This window comes from Halomonas sp. BM-2019 (genome assembly GCF_017584085.1).
Map to the genome: position 1 here is coordinate 1,412,024 of NZ_CP071922.1, position 18,591 is coordinate 1,430,614.

General features: G+C 65.3%; 17 protein-coding genes and 1 pseudogene. 8 read left to right on the top strand and 10 right to left on the bottom strand.

Annotated elements, in window-relative coordinates; translation table 11 throughout:
- Nucleotides 1-213 (top strand): annotated as a pseudogene (locus J5F18_RS07105) (EamA/RhaT family transporter); the annotation flags it as partial.
- A 15-nt stretch (nt 214-228) separates the two neighbouring features.
- On the opposite strand, the gene J5F18_RS07110 reads toward J5F18_RS07105, so the two are convergent.
- Genes J5F18_RS07110 through J5F18_RS07120 form a run of 3 tightly spaced genes read right to left on the bottom strand, consistent with a single transcriptional unit; the run spans nt 229 to nt 3,580 of the window.
- Nucleotides 229-951, bottom strand: a complete 723-nt coding sequence (locus tag J5F18_RS07110) for a GMP synthase (protein ID WP_346301577.1) — start codon at nt 949-951, stop codon at nt 229-231.
- A 36-nt stretch (nt 952-987) separates the two neighbouring features.
- A complete protein-coding gene (locus J5F18_RS07115) occupies nt 988-2,169 on the bottom strand; it encodes an iron-containing alcohol dehydrogenase (RefSeq protein WP_346301578.1) in 1,182 nt (393 codons plus the stop codon).
- Between the two features lie 28 nt (nt 2,170-2,197).
- On the bottom strand, nt 2,198-3,580 hold the full coding sequence (locus J5F18_RS07120) for an aldehyde dehydrogenase family protein (protein ID WP_346301579.1): 1,383 nt from the start codon (nt 3,578-3,580) through the stop codon (nt 2,198-2,200).
- Between the two features lie 242 nt (nt 3,581-3,822).
- On the opposite strand from J5F18_RS07120, the gene J5F18_RS07125 reads away from it, so the two are divergent.
- Nucleotides 3,823-5,190, top strand: coding sequence for a glutamine synthetase family protein (locus J5F18_RS07125; RefSeq protein WP_346301580.1), 1,368 nt, complete (start codon nt 3,823-3,825; stop codon nt 5,188-5,190).
- A gap of 3 nt (nt 5,191-5,193) precedes the next feature.
- Here the strand turns inward: J5F18_RS07125 and argE are convergent, their stop codons facing one another.
- Nucleotides 5,194-6,348 carry an acetylornithine deacetylase gene (gene argE, locus J5F18_RS07130; RefSeq protein WP_346301581.1) on the bottom strand — a complete coding sequence of 385 codons (1,155 nt, stop codon included), beginning with the start codon at nt 6,346-6,348 and terminating at the stop codon, nt 5,194-5,196.
- Between the two features lie 409 nt (nt 6,349-6,757).
- Here argE and J5F18_RS07135 point away from each other — a divergent pair, with 409 nt between their 5' ends.
- From J5F18_RS07135 to J5F18_RS07155, 5 genes are all read left to right on the top strand, one after another.
- Nucleotides 6,758-8,230: an N-6 DNA methylase gene (locus J5F18_RS07135; protein WP_346301582.1), complete on the top strand. Its 1,473-nt coding sequence runs from the start codon at nt 6,758-6,760 to the stop codon at nt 8,228-8,230.
- Complete coding sequence (locus tag J5F18_RS07140) at nt 8,227-9,471, top strand: restriction endonuclease subunit S (protein ID WP_346301583.1); 1,245 nt, start codon at nt 8,227-8,229, stop codon at nt 9,469-9,471. The genes J5F18_RS07135 and J5F18_RS07140 overlap by 4 nt, the downstream gene beginning before the upstream one ends.
- Entirely contained in the window at nt 9,468-10,925 is a 1,458-nt protein-coding gene (locus tag J5F18_RS07145) for an ATP-binding protein (RefSeq protein ID WP_346301584.1), read from the top strand. Before J5F18_RS07140 ends, J5F18_RS07145 begins: the two co-directional genes overlap by 4 nt.
- Before the next feature lie 319 nt (nt 10,926-11,244).
- A complete protein-coding gene (locus tag J5F18_RS07150; protein ID WP_346301585.1) occupies nt 11,245-13,659 on the top strand; it encodes a DEAD/DEAH box helicase family protein in 2,415 nt (804 codons plus the stop codon).
- 44 nt (nt 13,660-13,703) lie between these two features.
- Nucleotides 13,704-14,594: a hypothetical protein gene (locus J5F18_RS07155; RefSeq protein ID WP_346301586.1), complete on the top strand. Its 891-nt coding sequence runs from the start codon at nt 13,704-13,706 to the stop codon at nt 14,592-14,594.
- On the opposite strand, the gene J5F18_RS07160 is transcribed toward J5F18_RS07155, so the two are convergent.
- The 6 genes from J5F18_RS07160 to J5F18_RS07185 form a co-directional block, all read right to left on the bottom strand.
- Complete coding sequence (locus J5F18_RS07160) at nt 14,567-14,860, bottom strand: helix-turn-helix domain-containing protein (protein ID WP_346301587.1); 294 nt, start codon at nt 14,858-14,860, stop codon at nt 14,567-14,569. The genes J5F18_RS07155 and J5F18_RS07160 overlap by 28 nt on opposite strands.
- 245 nt (nt 14,861-15,105) lie before the next feature.
- Complete coding sequence (locus J5F18_RS07165; RefSeq protein WP_346301588.1) at nt 15,106-15,360, bottom strand: Txe/YoeB family addiction module toxin; 255 nt, start codon at nt 15,358-15,360, stop codon at nt 15,106-15,108.
- A complete protein-coding gene (locus J5F18_RS07170; protein ID WP_346301589.1) occupies nt 15,357-15,611 on the bottom strand; it encodes a type II toxin-antitoxin system prevent-host-death family antitoxin in 255 nt (84 codons plus the stop codon). The genes J5F18_RS07165 and J5F18_RS07170 overlap by 4 nt, the downstream gene beginning before the upstream one ends.
- A 113-nt stretch (nt 15,612-15,724) precedes the next feature.
- A complete protein-coding gene (locus J5F18_RS07175) occupies nt 15,725-16,303 on the bottom strand; it encodes an antibiotic biosynthesis monooxygenase (protein ID WP_346301590.1) in 579 nt (192 codons plus the stop codon).
- An 89-nt stretch (nt 16,304-16,392) separates the two neighbouring features.
- Nucleotides 16,393-16,551 carry a hypothetical protein gene (locus tag J5F18_RS07180; RefSeq protein ID WP_346301591.1) on the bottom strand — a complete coding sequence of 53 codons (159 nt, stop codon included), beginning with the start codon at nt 16,549-16,551 and terminating at the stop codon, nt 16,393-16,395.
- Nucleotides 16,548-17,423 carry an alpha/beta hydrolase gene (locus tag J5F18_RS07185; protein WP_346301592.1) on the bottom strand — a complete coding sequence of 292 codons (876 nt, stop codon included), beginning with the start codon at nt 17,421-17,423 and terminating at the stop codon, nt 16,548-16,550. The genes J5F18_RS07180 and J5F18_RS07185 overlap by 4 nt, the downstream gene beginning before the upstream one ends.
- 249 nt (nt 17,424-17,672) lie before the next feature.
- Here J5F18_RS07185 and J5F18_RS07190 point away from each other — a divergent pair.
- On the top strand, nt 17,673-18,591 hold a 919-nt coding region (locus J5F18_RS07190; protein ID WP_346301593.1), incomplete at its 3' end, for a CHAD domain-containing protein.

The window sequence follows — 18,591 nt, forward strand, 5'->3', positions numbered from 1 at the left end:
TGGTGGTGGGTCGGCGAGGTGCCGGCGGCGCTGGCCTTCGTGGGCGGCGGCCTGATCGTCGCCGCCATGCTGATCAGCAGCCTGCGCGACCTCTACCGGCAGCGCCGCAAGGTCGCCGAAGGCGCGCCGGATACCCGGCGCCTGCGCGATGCCGCCGCGGAACGGAGCATCGAGCGCGGCGAACCCGCGCCGCCGGTGGGCGAGCGGCATTGACCAGAATGCGCGGCCTCACTCGGGGGGGCGCGACCTGGCGTGGTGGATGAAGTTCAGTATCCAGCGCGCCATCAGCTCGTCGTCCGCTGCGGCGGCGAGTGACGCCAGCCCTTCGCGCACCCGCTCCTCGCCGATGGCGGCACGGCGCAGCGCCATCAGGTCGGCGGAATAGGGCCTGGCGAACTCCGGATGGCCCTGCACCCCCAGGAAGTGATCGCCGATCTGCATCAGGTAGGCCGGGCAGAAGGGGCTGCCCGCCAGGACCCTGGCCCCCTCGGGAAGCGTCACCACCTGATCCTGATGGCTGACCACCAGGTCGAGCGCCTCCTGCCAGGGCCTCATCCACTCGGCGCGCTCGCCGACGCGATTGAAGGAGATGCCCACTCCCCACCCCCTGGCGCTCTTCTCCACCGCCCCGCCCAGCGCCCTGGCGATCAGCTGGTGGCCGAAGCAGATCCCCACCAGCGGCTTGCCGTGCCGCCACAGCAGGCGGATAAAGGCGGCCAGCTCATCCACCCAGGGGTGGCCGTCGTTGACGCCGAACTTCGAGCCGGTGGTCATCCAGGCATCCACGGCGTCGGGGTCGGTCGGTATCTCCCCATCCAGGCAGCGCCAGACCCGGAAGCGCACGTCCGGGTCCACCCGCTGGAACAGGCGCTGGAACATCGTCGGATAGTTGCCGTGGCGGCCGATCAGTTCGGGCGCCACGTCGTCACACTGCAGGAGTCCGATCAGCATCGGCCGCCTCCTCTTCTGGTGCCGGCCGGGCCGGCGTCACGGCCTGCCTTCGCAGGCGTTCACGAACAGCTCGCGGTAGTCGGATGCCGACAGGGGGACGGGATTGGTGGCCGAGGAGGGGTCTGCCGCGGCCATGCGCCCCACGCGCGCCGCCTGGGCGGTATCGATGCCCAGCTCCGCCAGGGTATGGGGGATCCGCAGGTCGCGGCGCAGCTGGAGCACCCAGCCCAGGACGCCGTCGAATCCCGGCTCCGGCAGCGCCAGATAGCGGGCCAGCCGCGCCATGGGCTCGCCGATCGCCGGCTGGTTGACGCGCAGCACATAGGGCATCAGGACCGCGTTGAGGGTGCCGTGGTGGGCGTCGTAGAGCGCGCCCAGCGGGTGGGCGAGGGCGTGCATGGCGCCCAGCCCGCGCTGGAAGGCGGTGGCGCCCATCAGCGAGGCCACCAGCATCTGCATCCGCGCCTCGCGATCGCCGCCGTCGGCGTAGGCCCGCGGCAGGTAGTCGCGGATCAGGCGCATGCCCTCGGCGGCGATCCCCTCGGCCATGGGGTGATAGCGGGGCGAGCACCAGGCCTCCAGGCAGTGGGAGAGGGCGTCCATGCCGGTGGCCGCGGTCAGGGGGGCGGGCAGCCCCAGCGTCAGCTCGGGGTCGAGGATCACTCGATCCGGCATCATGCCGGGGTGGAAGATGAGGCGCTTCACCCGGGCCTGCTCGTCGGTGATCACCGCGGCCCGGCCCACCTCCGAGCCGGTGCCCGCGGTGGTGGGGACGGCGATGCAGGGCAGGATGGCGGCGGCATCGGCCTGCTGCCAGTTGTCGCCCACGTCCTCCAGGGCCCACAGCGACAGCCCGTCGCGCTGGCGCGCCATCAGCGCCACCGCCTTGGCGGCATCCAGCCCGGAGCCGCCGCCCAGGGCCACGACCCCGTCGTGGCCGCCGCGACGGAAGGCCTGCACCCCCGCCCGCACGTTATCGCCGGTGGGATTGCCCTTGATGTCGCTGAACACGGCCATCGCCAGGCCCTGGCGCTGCGCCTGATGGACGATCCCCTCGACCATCGGCAGCCTCGCCAGCCCCGGGTCGGTGATCAGCAGCGGCGCTGTCATGCCCAGCTCCCGGCACAGCTCGGGCAGCAGCCGGATGCGACCTGCCCCGGTCAGGATGGGGGCGGGATAGTTCCAGCCCATGGTGAAGCGCTGCATGTCCTGGCTCATGGAAGACCTCGTCTCGGCGGCAGGGGCCTCAGTGCTTGAGGTGGAAGGATTTGGGCCGGGTCAGCGTCTCGTAGCCCAGCCGGGAGAGCGAGCAACCGCGCCCCGAGCGCCCGACCCCGGTCCAGGCCAGCTCCGGGTCCAGGTAGTCGCAGCGATTGGTGAACACCGTGCCGGCCGCCAGGCGACGGGCGATCGCTTCGCCGGCGGCGATGTCGCGGGTGAACACGGCGGCGGTCAGGCCGAGGTCGCTGTCGTTCATCAGGGCGATCGCCTCTTCGTCGGTGTCCACCGGCATGATGCCCACGACCGGGCCGAAGCTCTCCTCGGTCATCACGCGCATGCGGTGGTCCACCTCGGTGAGCAGCTGGGGCGCCAGGTAGGCGCTGCCCGGCCGGGAACGGGGGTAGTCGCGGGGGTCGATCCAGGCCCGGGCACCGGCCGCCACCGCGTCCTCGACCTGGCGACGCACGAAATCGGCGGCGGCCGGCCTGACCAGCGGCCCCAGGGTGGTGGCGGGGTCGGTGGGGTTGCCCAGCCGCAGCTGGCGCACCCAGGCCACGGCGCGCTCGACGAAGGGGGCAAGGATCGCCCGGTGCACGTAGACCCGCTCGATGCCGCAGCAGCTCTGCCCCGAATTGAAGAAGGCGCCATCCATGATGCCCGCCACGGCCTCGTCCAGGTCCACATCGGCCCGGGCATAGGCCGGATCCTTGCCGCCCAGCTCCAGCCCGCTGGCCAGGAAGCGCCCCGCCGCGTTGCGTTCCACCATGCCGCCGCCCGCCACCGACCCGGTGAAGGCGACATGCTGGATGCCCCCCTCGCGGATCAGACGCTCGGTGGCCGCGTGGGAGAGGTGGAGGTGCTGGAAGACCCCCGGCGGCAGCCCCGCCGCCTCGAAGGCCTCCTGGATGCGCTCGGCGCACAGCGGGGTCTGGGCCGAGTGGCGGAGGAGCACCGCGTTACCCGCCATGATCGCCGGCACGATGGCATTCACCGCCGTCAGGAAGGGGTAGTTCCAGGGCGCCACCACGAAGGAGACGCCCAGGGGCTCCCGGGTGATGTAGCGGGTGACGCCGGGCCGGTCGGCCAGGCGGATCGGCGCCAGCGCCTCCCCGGCCAGGGCGATCATGGTGCGCGCCCGTTCCGCGAAGCCGTCGATCTCGCCCCCGGCCACGGCGATGGGGCGGCCCATCTGCCAGGTCAGCTCCTCGGCGAGCGTCTCCCGACGGGCCACGAAGGCATCGACCATCGCCAAGCAGTAGCGCGCGCGCTCCTCGAGGGCAACCTCGCGCCAGGCGCGCTGGGCCTCGGCCGCTGCCTGCAGCGCGGCGGCCACGGTGGCTTCGTCGGCCAGCTCCCGCTCGGCGTAGATGCTGCCATCGATGGGGGAAATCGTCCGTTGTACCGCCATGGGGTGGGTCGCTCCTCTGCTGGTGCCTGCCAGATCCAAGCTAGGAAGCCTTGGCGGCGCTGGCAACCTCCGGCGGCGCGCACTTGCCGATCACTCGGCCGACCTCTCGCCGGCTCGGGGGCAGCGTTGACGCGCGCCCGGGCGCTGTCATCTATGTTGACAGACACCGAACACGGCCACCCGCTCAGCATCCCGCTCAGACCCGGCGGCCCAGGCCAGACGCGAACCCACAGGAGAGCCACATGACCGCCACACCCCGCCAGGGCCGGCTGACACTCGAGCACCTTCGTCATGGCATGCAGAGCGGCGAGCTGCATACCGTGGTGGTGGCCATGGCCGACATGCAGGGGCGCCTGCAGGGCAAGCGCATGGCCATCGCGCATTTCCTGGCTGACGTGGCCCAGGGCGAGGCCGAAGGCTGCCTGTACCAGCTGGCCACCGATATCGACATGAACACCGTGGAGGGCTATCGCCACGGCTCCTGGGCCACCGGCTACGGCGACTTCCTGTTCGTGCCGGACCTGGACACCCTGCGTCGCCTGCCCTGGCACCCGGGGTCCGCCCTGGTGATGTGCGACCTGGCCTGGGCCGACCACGCCCCGGTGGCGGTCTCCCCCCGGCAGATCCTGCGCGGTCAGATCGAGCGCCTCGAGGCGCTCGGCCTGACCGCGCTGGCCGCCGCCGAGCTGGAGTTCATCCTCTTCCGGGAGAGCTTCGCCGAGGCCTGGCACAAGGGGTACCGCGACCTGACCCCGGCCACGCGCTACAACGTCGACTACTCGCTGCTCGATACCGACAACCTGGAGCCCCTGATGTGCCGCCTGCGCAACGAGATGCGGGCCGCCGGCCTGAATCCCCTCGAATCCAAGGGTGAGTGCAACTTCGGCCAGCATGAGATCACCTTTCGCTATGCCGACGCCCTGCAGGCGGCCGACAACCATGCGATCTACAAGCATGGCGCCAAGGAGATCGCCGCCCAGGAGGGCTACTCCGTCACCTACATGGCCAAGTTCAACGAGCGGGAGGGCAGCTCCTGCCATATCCATATGAGCCTGCGCGCCGAGGACGGCAGCCCGGTGATGGCGGAGGGCGATCGCCTGTCGACCCTGGGCGAGCGCTTCGTGGCCGGCCTGCTGGCCAACCTGCGGGAGCTGACGCTGTTCTTCGCCCCCAATATCAACTCCTACAAGCGCTTCGCGAGCAGCAGCTTCGCCCCGACCCGCATCGCCTGGGGGCGCGACAACCGCACCTGCGCCCTGCGCCTGGTGGGCCACCAGGCACCGGCGCTGCGCATCGAGAACCGGGTGCCGGGGGGCGACGTCAACCCCTACCTGGCGCTGGCGGCCATGATCGCCGCCGGGCTGGACGGCATCGAGCGCGAACTGACCCTCGAGGCGCCCTGCCAGGGGAACGCCTACCTGGGCGACGGGCCCCGAGTGCCGAGCCACCTCCTCGAGGCCCGCCAGCTGTTCGCCGACAGCTCGCTGGCCCGGGCGGCCTTCGGCGACGAGGTGGTGGCGCACTACCTCAACATGGCGGATATCGAGATCGACGCCTTCTTCAGCGCCGTGACGGACTGGGAGCGCCGGCGGGGGTTCGAGCGGATGTAGGGGCTAGTCACGGCGCAGCCGCTCGCCCAGCGCGGTCATGAAGCGCGCGGCGGCCTCGAGCTGCTCCTGCTCGATATATTCGTCGGGCTGGTGGGCCTGGCCGATGCTGCCCGGCCCGCAGATCACCGTGGGCAGCCCGCGGCGCTGGAACTGCCCCGCCTCGGTGGCGTAGGCCACTGCGCCGGCGGGGCGCTCGCCGAGCAGCGCATGGCACAGGGCGAGCACCTCGGCATTGTTGTCGTCGGCGAGTGCCGGCACCGTCTCGTTGAGTGCCTCGGTGACGATGGAGGCCTCCGGGGCGCGGCGCTGCATCTCGGCCTCGAGCTCGGCGGCTCGGGCGTTGACCCGGCCCAGCAGCTCCTCGACGCGGTCCGACGGCAGGTGGCGGATCTCCCACTCGAAGGTGCACTCCCGGGCCATGATGTTGATCGCCGTGCCGCCAGCGATCTTGCCCACGTGCAGGCTCGAGTGCACCACGTTGAAGGCCTCGTCCACGCGCCCCTCGGCCCTGAGCTCGGCCATCACCTCCTCGATGTAGGTGACCAGCCGGGCCGCCACGTGGATCGCCGAGACCCCCTGGTTGACCTGGCTGGAGTGGCTGGCGCGCCCGGTCACGGTGGTGCGCAGGTTGGTGGCGCCCTTGTGGGCCACCACCGGGTGCATCAGGGTCGGCTCGCCGACGATCACCGCGGCGGGCAGCGGATGCTCGGCCATCAGCCGCTCGATCATGCGCGGCGCGCCGATGCAGCCGACTTCCTCGTCGTAGGAGAGCGCCAGCCAGATCGGCTTCTGCAGGTCGCGCTCGACCCAGCGGGGCACCTCGGCCAGGGCGCAGGCGATGAAGCCCTTCATGTCGCAGGTGCCGCGGCCGTAGAGGCGACCATCGCCCTTGTCCACCAGTGCGAAGGGGTCGGTGGACCAGGGCTGGCCGTCCACTGGCACCACGTCGGTATGGCCGGAGAGCACCACGCCGCCGGCCACGTCCGGGCCGATGCGCGCCAGCAGGTTGGCCTTCTTGCCATCGTCGCTCTCCACCCGCCAGTGCGGCACGCCGTGCTCGTCGAGGAAGGCCTCCACGAAGGCGATCAAGTCGAGGTTGGAATCCCGGGAGACGGTGGGGAAGCCCACCAGGCGGTCGAGCATCTCGGCGGCGGTCATGGCGCGCTCCTTGGTATCGATGGGGGAAAGCCTATCACGGCCGCCAAGCGGGCCGAAGCCGGCTACACCGACTACCCCTTCCTTGATAACGGCCACGACCGGTTCGGCTGAGTCGGCGTCTGCCCCTGGAAGTAGCAAGCCCGGCCCGCGTGCCGGGCTTTCTGCGTGATGGGGAGGAGGGTCACGTCGACATGTCGTGGCGCGGTAAGCCCCACCGGGGACGCTGGAAGCTAAAATAGTGTGGTCGCTTATTTTAATTTCGGGCCGAAATTAAAATAAGGAGCCAAGAGGCGGGCGGAGTGAATGGCGTTCACCTCCGTGATCGTCCCTCGCAGCGCTATTGGCGCCTTCCGGTGCTGCGGCGTAGCATTGCCCCCACGATTCTCATCGCTAGGACCCGCGAACCCCCATGTTCGAGCAGACCTTCAAGAATATCGACGATGTGCTCTGGAAAGAGGCCGGCTGTGCCACTGAGCTGGACTACACCGAGCAGACCTCCTGGCTGCTGTTCCTCAAGTACCTGGACGACCTGGAGCAGAGCCGCGCCATCAACGCCACCCTGGCCGGCAAGTCCTTCGACTTCATCATCGACACGCCCTACCAGTGGTCCAGCTGGGCGGCGCCCCGTGATCGCGACGGTAACCTGGATCGCGACCGCGCTCTGACCGGTGACGACCTGCTGGACTTCGTCAACCGCGAGCTCTTCCCCTATCTGCAGGGCTTTCGCGAGCGCGCCAGCGGGCCGGATACCATCGAGTACAAGATCGGCGAGATCTTCGGCGAGGTGCGCAACAAGTTCCAGAGCGGCTACAGCCTGCGCGATGCCCTGGAACTGGTGGACAGCCTGCAGTTCCGCTCCCAGGCCGAGAAGCACGAGCTCTCGCATCTCTACGAGGCCAAGATCAAGAACATGGGCAACGCCGGGCGCAACGGCGGCGAGTACTACACCCCGCGCCCGTTGATCCGCGCCATGATCCGGGTGATCGACCCCAGTATCGGTGAGCGCATCTACGACGGCGCGGCGGGGTCGGCGGGCTTCCTCTGCGAGGCCCACGACTACCTGCGCTACGGCATCAATAGCGACGAGCCGCGCCGGCTCACCACCGACCAGCTCGACACCCTGCAGAACCATACCTTCTTCGGCAAGGAGAAGAAGAGCCTGCCTTATGTCATCGGCATCATGAACATGATCCTGCATGGCATCGAGGCGCCCAACCTGGTGCATACCAACACCCTGACCGAGAACCTCGCCGATCTGCAGGAGAAGGACCGCTTCGACGTGATCCTCGCCAACCCGCCCTTCGGCGGCAAGGAGCGCAAGGAGGTTCAGCAGAACTTCCCGATCAAGACCGGCGAGACCGCCTTCCTCTTCCTGCAGCACTTCATCAAGCGGCTCAAGGCCGGCGGCCGTGCTGCGGTGGTAATCAAGAACACTTTCCTGTCTAACGCCGACAACGCCTCGAAGGCGCTGCGCCAGGAGTTGCTGGAGAGCTGCAACCTGTACACCGTGCTCGACTGCCCCGGCGGTACCTTCCTCGGTGCCGGCGTGAAGACGGTGGTGCTGTTCTTCGAGAAGGGCGCCCCCACCCGCGATATCTGGTACTACCAGCTCGATCCCGGCCGCAGCCTGGGCAAGACCAACCCGCTCAACGACGACGACCTGGCCGAGTTTGTCACTCTGCAGGCCAGCTTCGCCGACTCCGACAACTCCTGGAAGGTCAGCGTCGATGACCTGGACCGCGACAGCTTCGACCTTTCGGTTAAGAACCCCAGCAAGGCGGAAGCAGCCCCGCTGCGCGACCCCGAGGTGATCATCAACGAGATCGAGACGCTGGACCGCGAGGCCGAGGAGATCCTGGAAGGGATTCGGGGGATGCTGTGAGATCAAACTGGACTTACAAGCCTTTGGGCGATGTTTGTGATGTTGTCGGCGGCGGTACGCCGTCTAAGCGAAATTCAGCTTTTTACGAAGGCAGTATCCCTTGGGCGACTGTTCGAGATATGCGCGGTGAGGTGTTGTACAGCACAGAGTTTCGGATTTCAGAAGACGCCGTAAAAAGCAGCTCGACGAAAGTCATGCCGAGTGGAAGTGTCGTGATTGCAACGCGGGTTGGTCTTGGGAAGGCCTGTCTTCTTGCTCAAGATACAGCAATAAATCAAGACCTGCGGGCCGTGATTCCGAAATCCGATAAAGTCGATACACGATTCTTGCTTCGCTGGTTTCAAAGTGTTTCCGATAAAATCGTGTCGGAAGGCACCGGCGCTACGGTCAAGGGTGTAAAGCTTCCATTTATAAAGTCATTGCAACTGCCAATGCCCTCCCCTGGCGAGCAGAAGCGTATTGTCGCTATTCTTGACGAGGCCTTTGCGGGGATCGATACGGTTGTTGCCAATACCGAAAAGAATCTCGCCAATGTGCGGGAGATTTTTGAGAGCTACCGAGACGATATCTTCGGAAGCCAAGTGGAAGGATGGCATTCAGTTGATCTGGGTGAGCTCTGTACTATCAAGCATGGCTTCGCTTTCAAGAGTGAGTTCTTTACCACTGAGGGTGACTATATCGTACTGACGCCGGGCTCCTTTTGGGAGCATGGTGGTTTTCGTGACCAAGGAAAGAAGACCAAATATTACGAAGGAGAGATTCCAGACGGCTATATTCTGGAAAAGGAAGACTTTCTCTTTGCCATGACCGAACAGGCGGCGGGTCTGCTGGGAAGCTCTCTTATCGTTCCTGAGCCGAATCGCTACCTGCACAATCAGCGATTGGGGTTAATTCAGGTAAAGGAGAGTGTCGAGTGGCACAATGACTTCTTCTTTCACCAGTTCAACACGCCGACATTCCGCGCAGCGGTTCAGGCGACGGCCTCGGGTGCCAAGGTGCGCCATACCTCCCCCAAGAAGCTCTGTGCGATCTCGGTTGTCTATCCTACCTCCCAAGAAGAGCAGGCCAGTGTGGCTAACAAGTTGAATGCACTCTGGGAAGAGAGGCAGCGACTCGAAGCGATCTACCGGCAGAAACTGACCGCACTCGCCGAGCTCAAGCAGTCCCTGCTGCAGAAGGCCTTCTCCGGCGAGCTGACGGCCAGTGAGGTCGAAGCAGCGGTGGAGGAGGCGACGGCATGAGCGATCTGCGCGATATCGACCTGATCGAAGATCTCCGGGTCCGCCCGGCAGAGCTGTCTTGGCTGGAGTTCAAGAAGGACAACGTCGACCCGGACGTCATCGGCAAGCGGTGCTCGGCACTGGCCAATGCGGCGCGAATCGATGGGCAGGACTGCGGCTATATGCTGTGGGGCATCGATGATGCGACCCATGAAGTGGTCGGCACCCGTTTCGATCCCGATGGCCAGCGAGTCGGCGGACAGGAGCTCCAGCTCTGGCTCGCCCAGCAGTTGCAGCCCAGCGTAGCCTTCACCTTCCGCGTGATTGGCCATCCGGAGGGGCGAGTTGTTATGCTGGAAGTCCCGGCCGCTACCAGTGCTCCTGTCGCTTTCAAGAATATCGCCTATATACGGATCGGTAGCACCACCCCGAAGCTAACCGAGTATCCCGAGCGCTATGCAAAGCTTATCGACTCACTGCGCCCCTACACCTGGGAGCACGGTATTGCGCGCCAGTATGTCACCGGCGACGACGTGCTCGAACTGCTCGATTACGCGCAGTACTTCCGATATACCAAGCAGCCGTTACCCGATAATCGTGCGGGGATCTTCGAGCGACTGCTGGCGGATCGCCTGATCGGGAAAGACGTGGGACAGCGATGGAACATCACGAACCTGGGGGCGCTGCTATTCGCGGCGCGCCTGGAAGATTTCGAGGCATCTCTGTCGCGTAAGGCCGTCCGGCTGGTCGTCTACGATGGCCGTAATCGTGCCGCCACAGTGACCCATCGCCTGGACGGTAAGAAAGGATATGCCTGTGGCTTTGAGGGACTGGTCGACTACATCAATGACCTGGTACCGCACAATGAGCACATTGGCCGCGCGCTGCGTGAGTCTCGGCCACTCTTTCCAGAGCTCGCCGTGCGCGAGCTGGTTGCGAACGCCTTGATTCACCAGGATATGACGGTAACGGGGGCTGGGCCACAGATCGAGATATTCGAAGATCGCATGGAAATTACCAACCCCGGTCGCCCGCTCATCCAGGCTGAGCGGATGATCGATCTTCCGCCTCGATCCCGGAATGAGGCTCTGGCCTCGTTGATGCGCCGCATGGGATTCTGCGAGGAACAGGGCAGCGGGCTGGACAAGGTAGTCGCCGAGGTTGAGCTCTACCAGTTGCCACCGCCGTTGTTCCGGGAAGGTGACGACTCCATGCAGGTGGTGCTCTACGGCCCTCGGACCTTTGCCAACATGACGCCGGACGAGCGAATTCGTGCCTGCTATCAGCATGCCGTGCTGAAGTTCCTCAGCGGTGGGGAGCGGATGAAGAACGCAACCCTGTGCGAACGTTTTGGCATCGACCCCAGGAACGCCTCCCAGGCCTCGGCGGTGATCAAGAAAGCACAGCATGCTGGGTTGATCAAGGTTGCGGACCCAGAGCACCCACGTGCCGGCTATGTGCCCATCTGGGCCTGATTTCTTGATCGGGTTTTGATTCCAGGAGGAGGGCTAGGCATCGTCTCTTAGGCTATGTTAGAAAAAACAATAGGTTAGCCTAGGTTTCCGGGCTCGTGGTTTCTTTATCGAGTTTTCATCGGCAGTTCGCTCTTCGAGCAGATGGGTGGCCAAAGGGCCAGTGTCACCGTGCGTCGGCGAGTCAGGGGGCCGCTGTCGATCGAGCAGCTTGTAAGGATCTCTTACACGTTGCCCATGGTTGGACAAGCCGCCGCCGAATCGAGATAGTGAGCCGAAGGGTACTCAAGGACGCAGGGAACGCACCTCAGGGAAGCCGCTCATGAACGAAGCCGACACTCGCGCCGAGCTGATCGACCCCGCCCTGAAGGCGGCCGGCTGGGGCGTGGTGGCGGGAAGCCGGGTCCGCCGCGAGGTCATCACCCTGGGGCGGCTGCAGGGCGCCGGGAAACGTACGCGCGGCGACATCGCCGACTACGTTCTCTTCTACAAGGGCCAGAAGCTGGCGGTAATCGAGGCCAAGAAGCGTGACCTTCCCGTCACCGAGGGCCTGGCCCAGGCCAAGCGCTACGCCGAACGGCTGCAGGCCCGCTTCGCTTATGCCACCAACGGGGTGGGGCTCTACCGGGTCGATATGCACACCGGGAAGGAAGGACCGGTTGTCGGGTATCCTTCGCCCGAGGCGCTCTGGGCCGAGACCTTCCCCGAGCCCAACCCGTGGCGCGAGCGCTTCGGTGAGGTGCCGTTCCACGACAACGGCGGCCAGTGGCAGGCGCGCTACTACCAGCACAACGCCATCAACCAGGCGCTGGAGGCGATCGCCGTCGGCCGCCAGCGCGTGCTGCTGACGCTGGCGACCGGCACCGGCAAGACCGCCATCGCCTTCCAGCTCGCCTGGAAGTTGTTCCACAGCCGCTGGAACCTGGCCGCCTGGCAGGGCGACAAGGAGACCCGGCGCCGGCCGCGCATCCTCTTCCTGGCCGACCGTAATATCCTCGCCGACCAGGCCTACAACAGCTTCTCTGCCTTCCCAGAGGATGCCCTGGTGCGTATCGCTCCTGACGCGATCCGCAAGCAGGGGCGGGTGCCCAAGAACGGTAACCTCTTCTTCACCATCTTCCAGACCTTCATGAGCGGCCGCGATGCGGAAGGCAACCCGGCACCCAGCTTCGGCGACTACCCGCCGGACTTCTTCGACCTGATCATCATCGACGAATGCCACCGCGGCGGCGCCAACGACGAGAGCAGCTGGCGCGCCATCCTCGAGTACTTCGCGCCGGCGGTGCAGCTTGGCCTGACCGCCACCCCCAAGCGCACCACCAACACCGACACCTACGCCTACTTCGGCGAGCCGGCCTACGTCTACTCGCTGAAGGAGGGCATCAACGACGGCTTCCTGACGCCGTTCAAGGTGCGCCAGATCGCCACCACCCTGGACGACTACGTCTACACCCCGGATGACGAGGTGGTGCAGGGCGAGGTGGAGCAGGGCAGGCGCTATACCGAGGCCGACTTCAACCGCCTCATCAGGATCAAGGCGCGCGAGAAGTACCGGGTGCAGGTGTTCATGGAGATGATCGACCCGCGCGAGAAGACGCTGGTGTTCTGCACCAACCAGGAGCATGCCCTGGCGGTGCGCGACCTGATCAACCAGGCCAAGACGCACCCCGATCCCAACTACTGCGTGCGGGTGACGGCCGACGACGGGGCCGAGGGCGAGCGCTTCCTGCGCCGCTTTCAGGATAACGAGAAGACCATTCCCACCATCCTGACCACCTCCCAGAAGCTCTCCACCGGCGTGGACGCCCGCAACATCCGCAATATCGTGCTGATGCGCTCGGTGAACTCCATGATCGAGTTCAAGCAGATCATCGGCCGCGGCACGCGACTGTTCGACGGCAAGGACCACTTCACCATCCTTGACTTCGTGCGGGCCTACGAGCACTTCAACGACCCCGAGTGGGATGGCGAGCCCATGGCGCCCGAACCCTGTGGCCGCTGCGGCGAGAGCCCCTGCATCTGCACGATCACGCCGCCTGAGCCCTGCGAACATTGTGGCAACCGCCTCTGCACCTGCGAGAAGGAACCGCCGGAGCCCTGCCTGGTGTGCAGTGAGTCGCCCTGCCAGTGCGACGGCGGGGGCGGCAGGCCCGTGGTGGAGATCGAGCTGGCGCCGGGCAAGTACTGCCAGCTGCAGCACATGAGCGCGAGCAGCTTCTGGAGCCCCGACGGCACACCGATCAGCGCCGCCGACTTCATCCGCCGGCTGTACGGCGACCTGCCGGCTCTGTTCCAGGACGAGGCGACCCTGCGCGAGCTGTGGAGCCGCCCGGATACCCGCCAGGGGCTGCTGGATCGCCTGGCTGAGAAGGGCTATGGCAGCGAGCAGCTGCGCGATATTGCACGCATGGTGGATGCCGAGAACAGCGACCTCTTCGACGTACTGGCCTACGTCGCCTTTGCATTGCCGCCGATCAGCCGCGAGGAGCGGGTCGCTACCCACCGCAGCCAGCTGTTCGCGGAGTACGACTACCGCCAGCGCGAGTTCCTGAGCTTTATCCTGGACCACTACGTCGAAAGCGGCGTTGCCGTGCTCGCCCAGGAGCGGCTGCCGAACCTGATCCAGCTGAAATATCAGACACCCACCGACGCCATCGCCGAGCTCGGCAGCGTCGAGAATATCCGTGACGTCTTCATCGGGTTTCAGGCGAGGCTGTACGAGCCCCATGAGGCGTGAGTCAAGACAAGAAGAACGAGACAGGCATCCAGGGAGGTTGAGCCGTGCAGGGAATACAGGTCGATCCGTACAAGTTCGATTTTCTTTTCGGGCTTTTCTCCGACTTCGTGGAGCGAAAGTCCGGCCAGAAGCTCACTGGCTTCCAGTGTAACGAGTACCTCGAGAGGGAGGAGGGCTACAAGAAGAACCTTCATCTCGAAGGGAGAGGGAGGCTGGATGCTGAGTCATGGAAGGAGTCGGATATCGGCAGTGGTCAGATCGTTCGCTCGATCATTTCGGCGATAGAGCTTCCCGGCAATAACACCGTACCCTGGCAGGCGCGCTACGGCGAAGAAGTGCGCCCTCACCATGGTCTCTATCTTGCCCAGGATGACAAGGCGCTTCTGGAAGAGGTGGAGCGCACACTCTACAACCTCTACCAGCAGGAAAGGGATGGCTCATGCTTTGACGAGCTGGTGAGGCTTCTCGGCAGGAAATACTCGCTTCTCGCCTATCTCATGTTCCTCAAGGACTCGAGCCGCTACCTTCCCATCGCAACCCGAAGTTTCGACCAGGCGTTTGAACTGCTGGGCGTGGAGCACAAGACCAGTGCGAAGTGCTCATGGGAGAACTACGTCGGCTTTCTGGATGCGATCAACCAGGTTCGACTGCTGCTGGAAGGGCGATTGAGCAACCCAGTCAGGCTGCTGGATGCACACTCATTCGTCTGGATGTTGGTAGCGCAGATGCGCCAGGAAGGCGACTTTGAAGGGAACGTGAACGATTTCAATCGTCGCAAGGAGACAGAAAGAGAGTCAATCGTCAGGTCCCGAATTGGACAGGGTGACTTCCGTAAGAGCCTGCTGGCGTATTGGGGCAATGCGTGTGCTGTCACAAGCTGTGGAAATACCAGTCTACTGGTGGCCTCTCATATCAAGCCATGGGCGAAGGCATGATCGAGGTTCAGGCACGCCTGCTGCAAGGCCATGGAATCAGCGTCACGCAGCCACCCGTACTGGCGCGATTTCTTGGCTACCGGCAACAGCTTTTTGATGTCGTGCTTGGCGCTCAGCGACTGCCCGTGACGCTTGTAGCGATGCGACATGATGCGAAGGCCGGTGTTGTAGACGAAGCGCACCGCGCCGAACTGGCGGTTTAGAAACTCGGCCGCTCGGTCGTGGGGTAGAGGCGTATCTTGGTGGCCTTCCGCATGGAAAATCATCGGAAAATGGATGTATGTACAGTGTATGCTGACGAGCCCAATGCCGCCAACCCAGCCGTGCTATCGCACTGCCCGCTTACCTCCCCGCCCGAGTGGGCGAGGGTTCACGCGGATTTTGCTGACTATTTTTTGCTCGATGTCTTCGCCGACCGAGCCTTTGCCGGGTCAAGTATCTGGGTGCAGGCCGGTAGCAAAGGGCGAAAGCTGCCGGATCGAGTTGAGCGATGGGTGGAGCGACTGTCTATTCAATAGTGATAGCGCAGCTGAGCGATCAGTACGGCATCCTCGTTGATCTTGTAGACGAGGCGGTGTTCATCGTTGATGCGCCGGGACCAGTAGCCGGCAAGGCCATGCTTCAGGGGTTCCGGCTTGCCGATACCCTCGAAGGGGGTGCGCTGAATTTCCTTGATCAGCTGGTTGATCCGGCGCAGTACCTTCTTGTCTGCCTTTTGCCAGTAGAGGGTCTCCTCCCAGGCGTGCTCCGAGAACGTCAGCTTCATTCCTCAATGAGCTCCCGCTCCAGACCGCCCCCTTCCTCGAGCTGTGCGATGGATTCGAGAAGACGCCGGGCGTTCTTCGGCGAGCGCAGCAGGTAGGCGGTTTCCTGTAGGGCTTCGTAGTCCTCCAGCGACATCATCACCACCGAAGGCGCCTTGCTGCGGGTAATGATCAGCGGTGCATGGTCGTCACAGACCTGCTGCATGGTCTGGGCCAGTTGGCTGCGTGCGGCTGTATAGCTGATGGCTTCCATGGGTATCTCATGTACGATTTTCTGTACCGTACAGAATATCGTACCTGTTTCGGCTTGACTACTCACATCGGCGTTGCCTGACGGTGCCATGACTGCCCATGGCCCGCCCAGCCTCACGCCCCGCGCTGGTGCATCCGACGGCTCAGGCGCGCCAGGATGGAGACCTCTCCGCGCAGCCAGGGGCCGAGCAGGCGCATGGAGAGCGGGATAAACAGGAACACCATCACCGGGGTGAGCGCGAGGGTGCTGACCAGCACCTTGGGGAGCAGCGGCAGCCCCGCGAGCAGGCCGCCGAACAGCGCCTGAAAGAGCAGCGATACCGGGAAGAAGGCGAGCCAGATGGCGATGGCCTGCTTCCAGCGCGGCGGCGTCTGGCCGGTGGCGTCCTGGAACCAGCCGTCCAGGCCGGTGGCGCGGTGCTCCTGGGGGGCGACGAAGAGCCCCTCGCCGCGGGCCAGCCAGGCGCGACGCGAGGCGGAGTGTTCCCAGGCCGCCAGGGTATCGGCATCACGGAAGCGGAAGATGATCTGGTACTCGTCGTCACCAGGCGGCGGGGCCAGCACGCCGGAGCCCAGGTAGCCGCTGAAGTCGGCGGCCAGCGCGCGGCCTTCCTCCAGCCAGGCGGTGAAATCGGTGTAGCGGCCGCGGGAGACGCGTCGGGCCACCATCAGGGTCAGGGGGGCAGGGGACATGGTGTATCTCCTTGATCGGGGCGCCAGGGTAGGGCGCCGAATCACACTCGGGCCGGGTAGGCCCTCGTGAGCTTTCATGCAGCAACTATTCAAAGCAAGAAGTATACCATGCCGCCCTCGCCTGGCGGAGCGATCGGCTTTTCAAGGTTGGGCTTCTGGTCGTTTTTGCTGCCATATGCCGAGATGGCCGGCATGATCTTTCTGGCTGCTCGGGGCTTGGCAACATCGGATTCGAGCAGCGACGTCATGGTGGTGTGCCGATCACTCGTTCCAGCTCACGATTGAAGGCCTCCGGCTTGGCCATGTGCAGGAAGTGATCGGTCTCTTCCATGATCACGGCGTCGAACTCCGGCAACAGCTGCCGGTTGGCGTCAACGTCGGTTGGCCACAGGTCGGCATTGATCGCCACCAACGGTATCGTCAGCTCCTCGAAATGCCTTGTCGCTTCACCATCGGCATGCCGCGACAGCATGTCTTCCATGGCGCTGATAGCCACCTCGGGCGGTGCGGCCGCCATGTCATGCATGATCCACTCGCGCAGCTTGGCATCGGTGCTATCGATGAACATCGACGCCACGAACTGGCGTGCGGCCGAGGCAAAGTCATCCTGAAGCGGTTCCAGCAGCACATCGCGCTGCTCCTGGCTGATCTCCGCGGCCATGTCGTGGAAGGTGTCTACGCCGATGATGCCGATGACGCGTTCCGGCACCAGGCGTGCCGCTTCCACGCTGACCGGCCCGCCCATGGAGTGTCCGATGAGGAGCGCCTGCTCCACCTGCAGGTCGTCCAACACCGCCTTCACGTCCTCCCCGAAGGCTGGCAGGGTGTAGGCGTCACGCCCCATGCCGGAGTGGCCGTGCCCCGCAAGATCGATCGTCACCACTCGATGAGTCTGCGAAAAGTACGGCAGTTGCCCGCGCCAGTAACGCCCGTCGGTGCTCCAGCCATGGATGAAGACGAGCGTCGGCTCGCCGCTGCCCTGCACCTCGTAGGCAATCGGCACGCCGTCCGCCGAGTCGGCCATTCGTGGCCAGTTGACCTCGGTGGCCAGCGCCGGGCTGGCAAGTGCCAACAGCAGCAGGCCCAGGTAATGCACACCCCGCAACGCACATCCCTTCATGATGCTCTCCGTCAAGTCTGACGTGACTGATGCAGCATAGACGAGACTGGCGTTTCGTTTCACCGAGTCCGGGCCCGGCCCAGAGAGACAGGGAAGCTCTCGCTGCTGGATGGGCTTTGCGGACATTCACCGTCTGCTGGTGGCGCTCTCGCCGGCGAATGGTCATGTCCCTGGCGCGCTCCAGCTAGTGAGCGTGCGGCGCGGCCGGAAGACTAAGCTGAAAGGGATGTCACACGGCGGAGTCCCCCCATGCTGGAGCTCTTTCTGCTGCGCCACGCCAAGGCGAAACGCGGTGGCGGCAAGCTGCCTGACGCCGAGCGGGCCCTGAGCCAGCGGGGCCTGCGCCAGGCGGTGGCCATGGCGCCGGTGCTGGCGCGCTGGCAGGCCCTCGAGGGCGAGGTGTTCTCGAGCCCCGCCCGGCGCACCCGGGAGACCCTTGAGTCGATGGTCGAGGCACTGCCCGAGGGCACCCTGGGCTCGGTGGCCCACTTCGACGAGGCGCTCTACACCTTCGACGGTGAGGCACTGTTGGCCTGGCTGCGGCGGCTACCCGACGGCATCCGGCGGCTACTGGTGGTGGGCCATAATCCGGCGCTGCTGGAGCTGGCCCGCTGGCTCAGCTCCGAGGCACCGGAGGACCTGCCCACCGGTGGGGTGCTGCACCTCAGCCTGCCGGGGGAGTCCTGGCAGGCGCTGGAGCAGCACGGCGCCGAGCGGCTGGCGTGCCTGATCCCGGAGCAGGTCAGCCATGCGCTCTTCCTGCGCCGGGCGCCGGCGCCGCCGGACCTGCGCAAGGCCGACCTGGCCGGCCGCCTCCATGGGCAGCTCGGCCATCTCTATCGTCTGGTTCGGGCCCTGGAGCCCGGCGTGATGGCCGGCATCGATCCCGAGTTTCTGCATCAGTACCGCGTCAATCTGCGCCGCAGCCGGGCCATCGGCGAGGCCGTGCTGGCCACCGTCCGGCAATCCGGGAGCGGGAAGGCACCCGGGCTGAAGAAGCGGCTGAAGGCGCTCAAGCAGCGCGCCCAGGCCACCAGTGACCTGCGCGATCTCGATGTCTTCCTGGAGAGCCTGGAGCAGGCGCCGCCGCCGCTGGGGGCGAGCACTCGACGGGCGCTTCACGACTGGCTGAACGAGCGGGCCCGGGAACAGCGCGAGCGCCTCTGCC

Coding starts and splice junctions, on each gene's coding strand:
- J5F18_RS07145 (WP_346301584.1), top strand. CDS start 9,468: ATGAGCGATCTGCGCGATATCGACCTGATCGAAGATCTCCGGGTCCGC.
- J5F18_RS07125 (WP_346301580.1), top strand. CDS start 3,823: ATGACCGCCACACCCCGCCAGGGCCGGCTGACACTCGAGCACCTTCGT.
- J5F18_RS07150 (WP_346301585.1), top strand. CDS start 11,245: ATGAACGAAGCCGACACTCGCGCCGAGCTGATCGACCCCGCCCTGAAG.
- J5F18_RS07135 (WP_346301582.1), top strand. CDS start 6,758: ATGTTCGAGCAGACCTTCAAGAATATCGACGATGTGCTCTGGAAAGAG.
- argE (WP_346301581.1), bottom strand. CDS start 6,348: ATGACCGCCGCCGAGATGCTCGACCGCCTGGTGGGCTTCCCCACCGTC.
- J5F18_RS07160 (WP_346301587.1), bottom strand. CDS start 14,860: ATGATTTTCCATGCGGAAGGCCACCAAGATACGCCTCTACCCCACGAC.
- J5F18_RS07185 (WP_346301592.1), bottom strand. CDS start 17,423: ATGAAGGGATGTGCGTTGCGGGGTGTGCATTACCTGGGCCTGCTGCTG.
- J5F18_RS07120 (WP_346301579.1), bottom strand. CDS start 3,580: ATGGCGGTACAACGGACGATTTCCCCCATCGATGGCAGCATCTACGCC.
- J5F18_RS07175 (WP_346301590.1), bottom strand. CDS start 16,303: ATGTCCCCTGCCCCCCTGACCCTGATGGTGGCCCGACGCGTCTCCCGC.
- J5F18_RS07115 (WP_346301578.1), bottom strand. CDS start 2,169: ATGAGCCAGGACATGCAGCGCTTCACCATGGGCTGGAACTATCCCGCC.
- J5F18_RS07165 (WP_346301588.1), bottom strand. CDS start 15,360: ATGAAGCTGACGTTCTCGGAGCACGCCTGGGAGGAGACCCTCTACTGG.
- J5F18_RS07170 (WP_346301589.1), bottom strand. CDS start 15,611: ATGGAAGCCATCAGCTATACAGCCGCACGCAGCCAACTGGCCCAGACC.
- J5F18_RS07110 (WP_346301577.1), bottom strand. CDS start 951: ATGCTGATCGGACTCCTGCAGTGTGACGACGTGGCGCCCGAACTGATC.
- J5F18_RS07180 (WP_346301591.1), bottom strand. CDS start 16,551: ATGACGTCGCTGCTCGAATCCGATGTTGCCAAGCCCCGAGCAGCCAGA.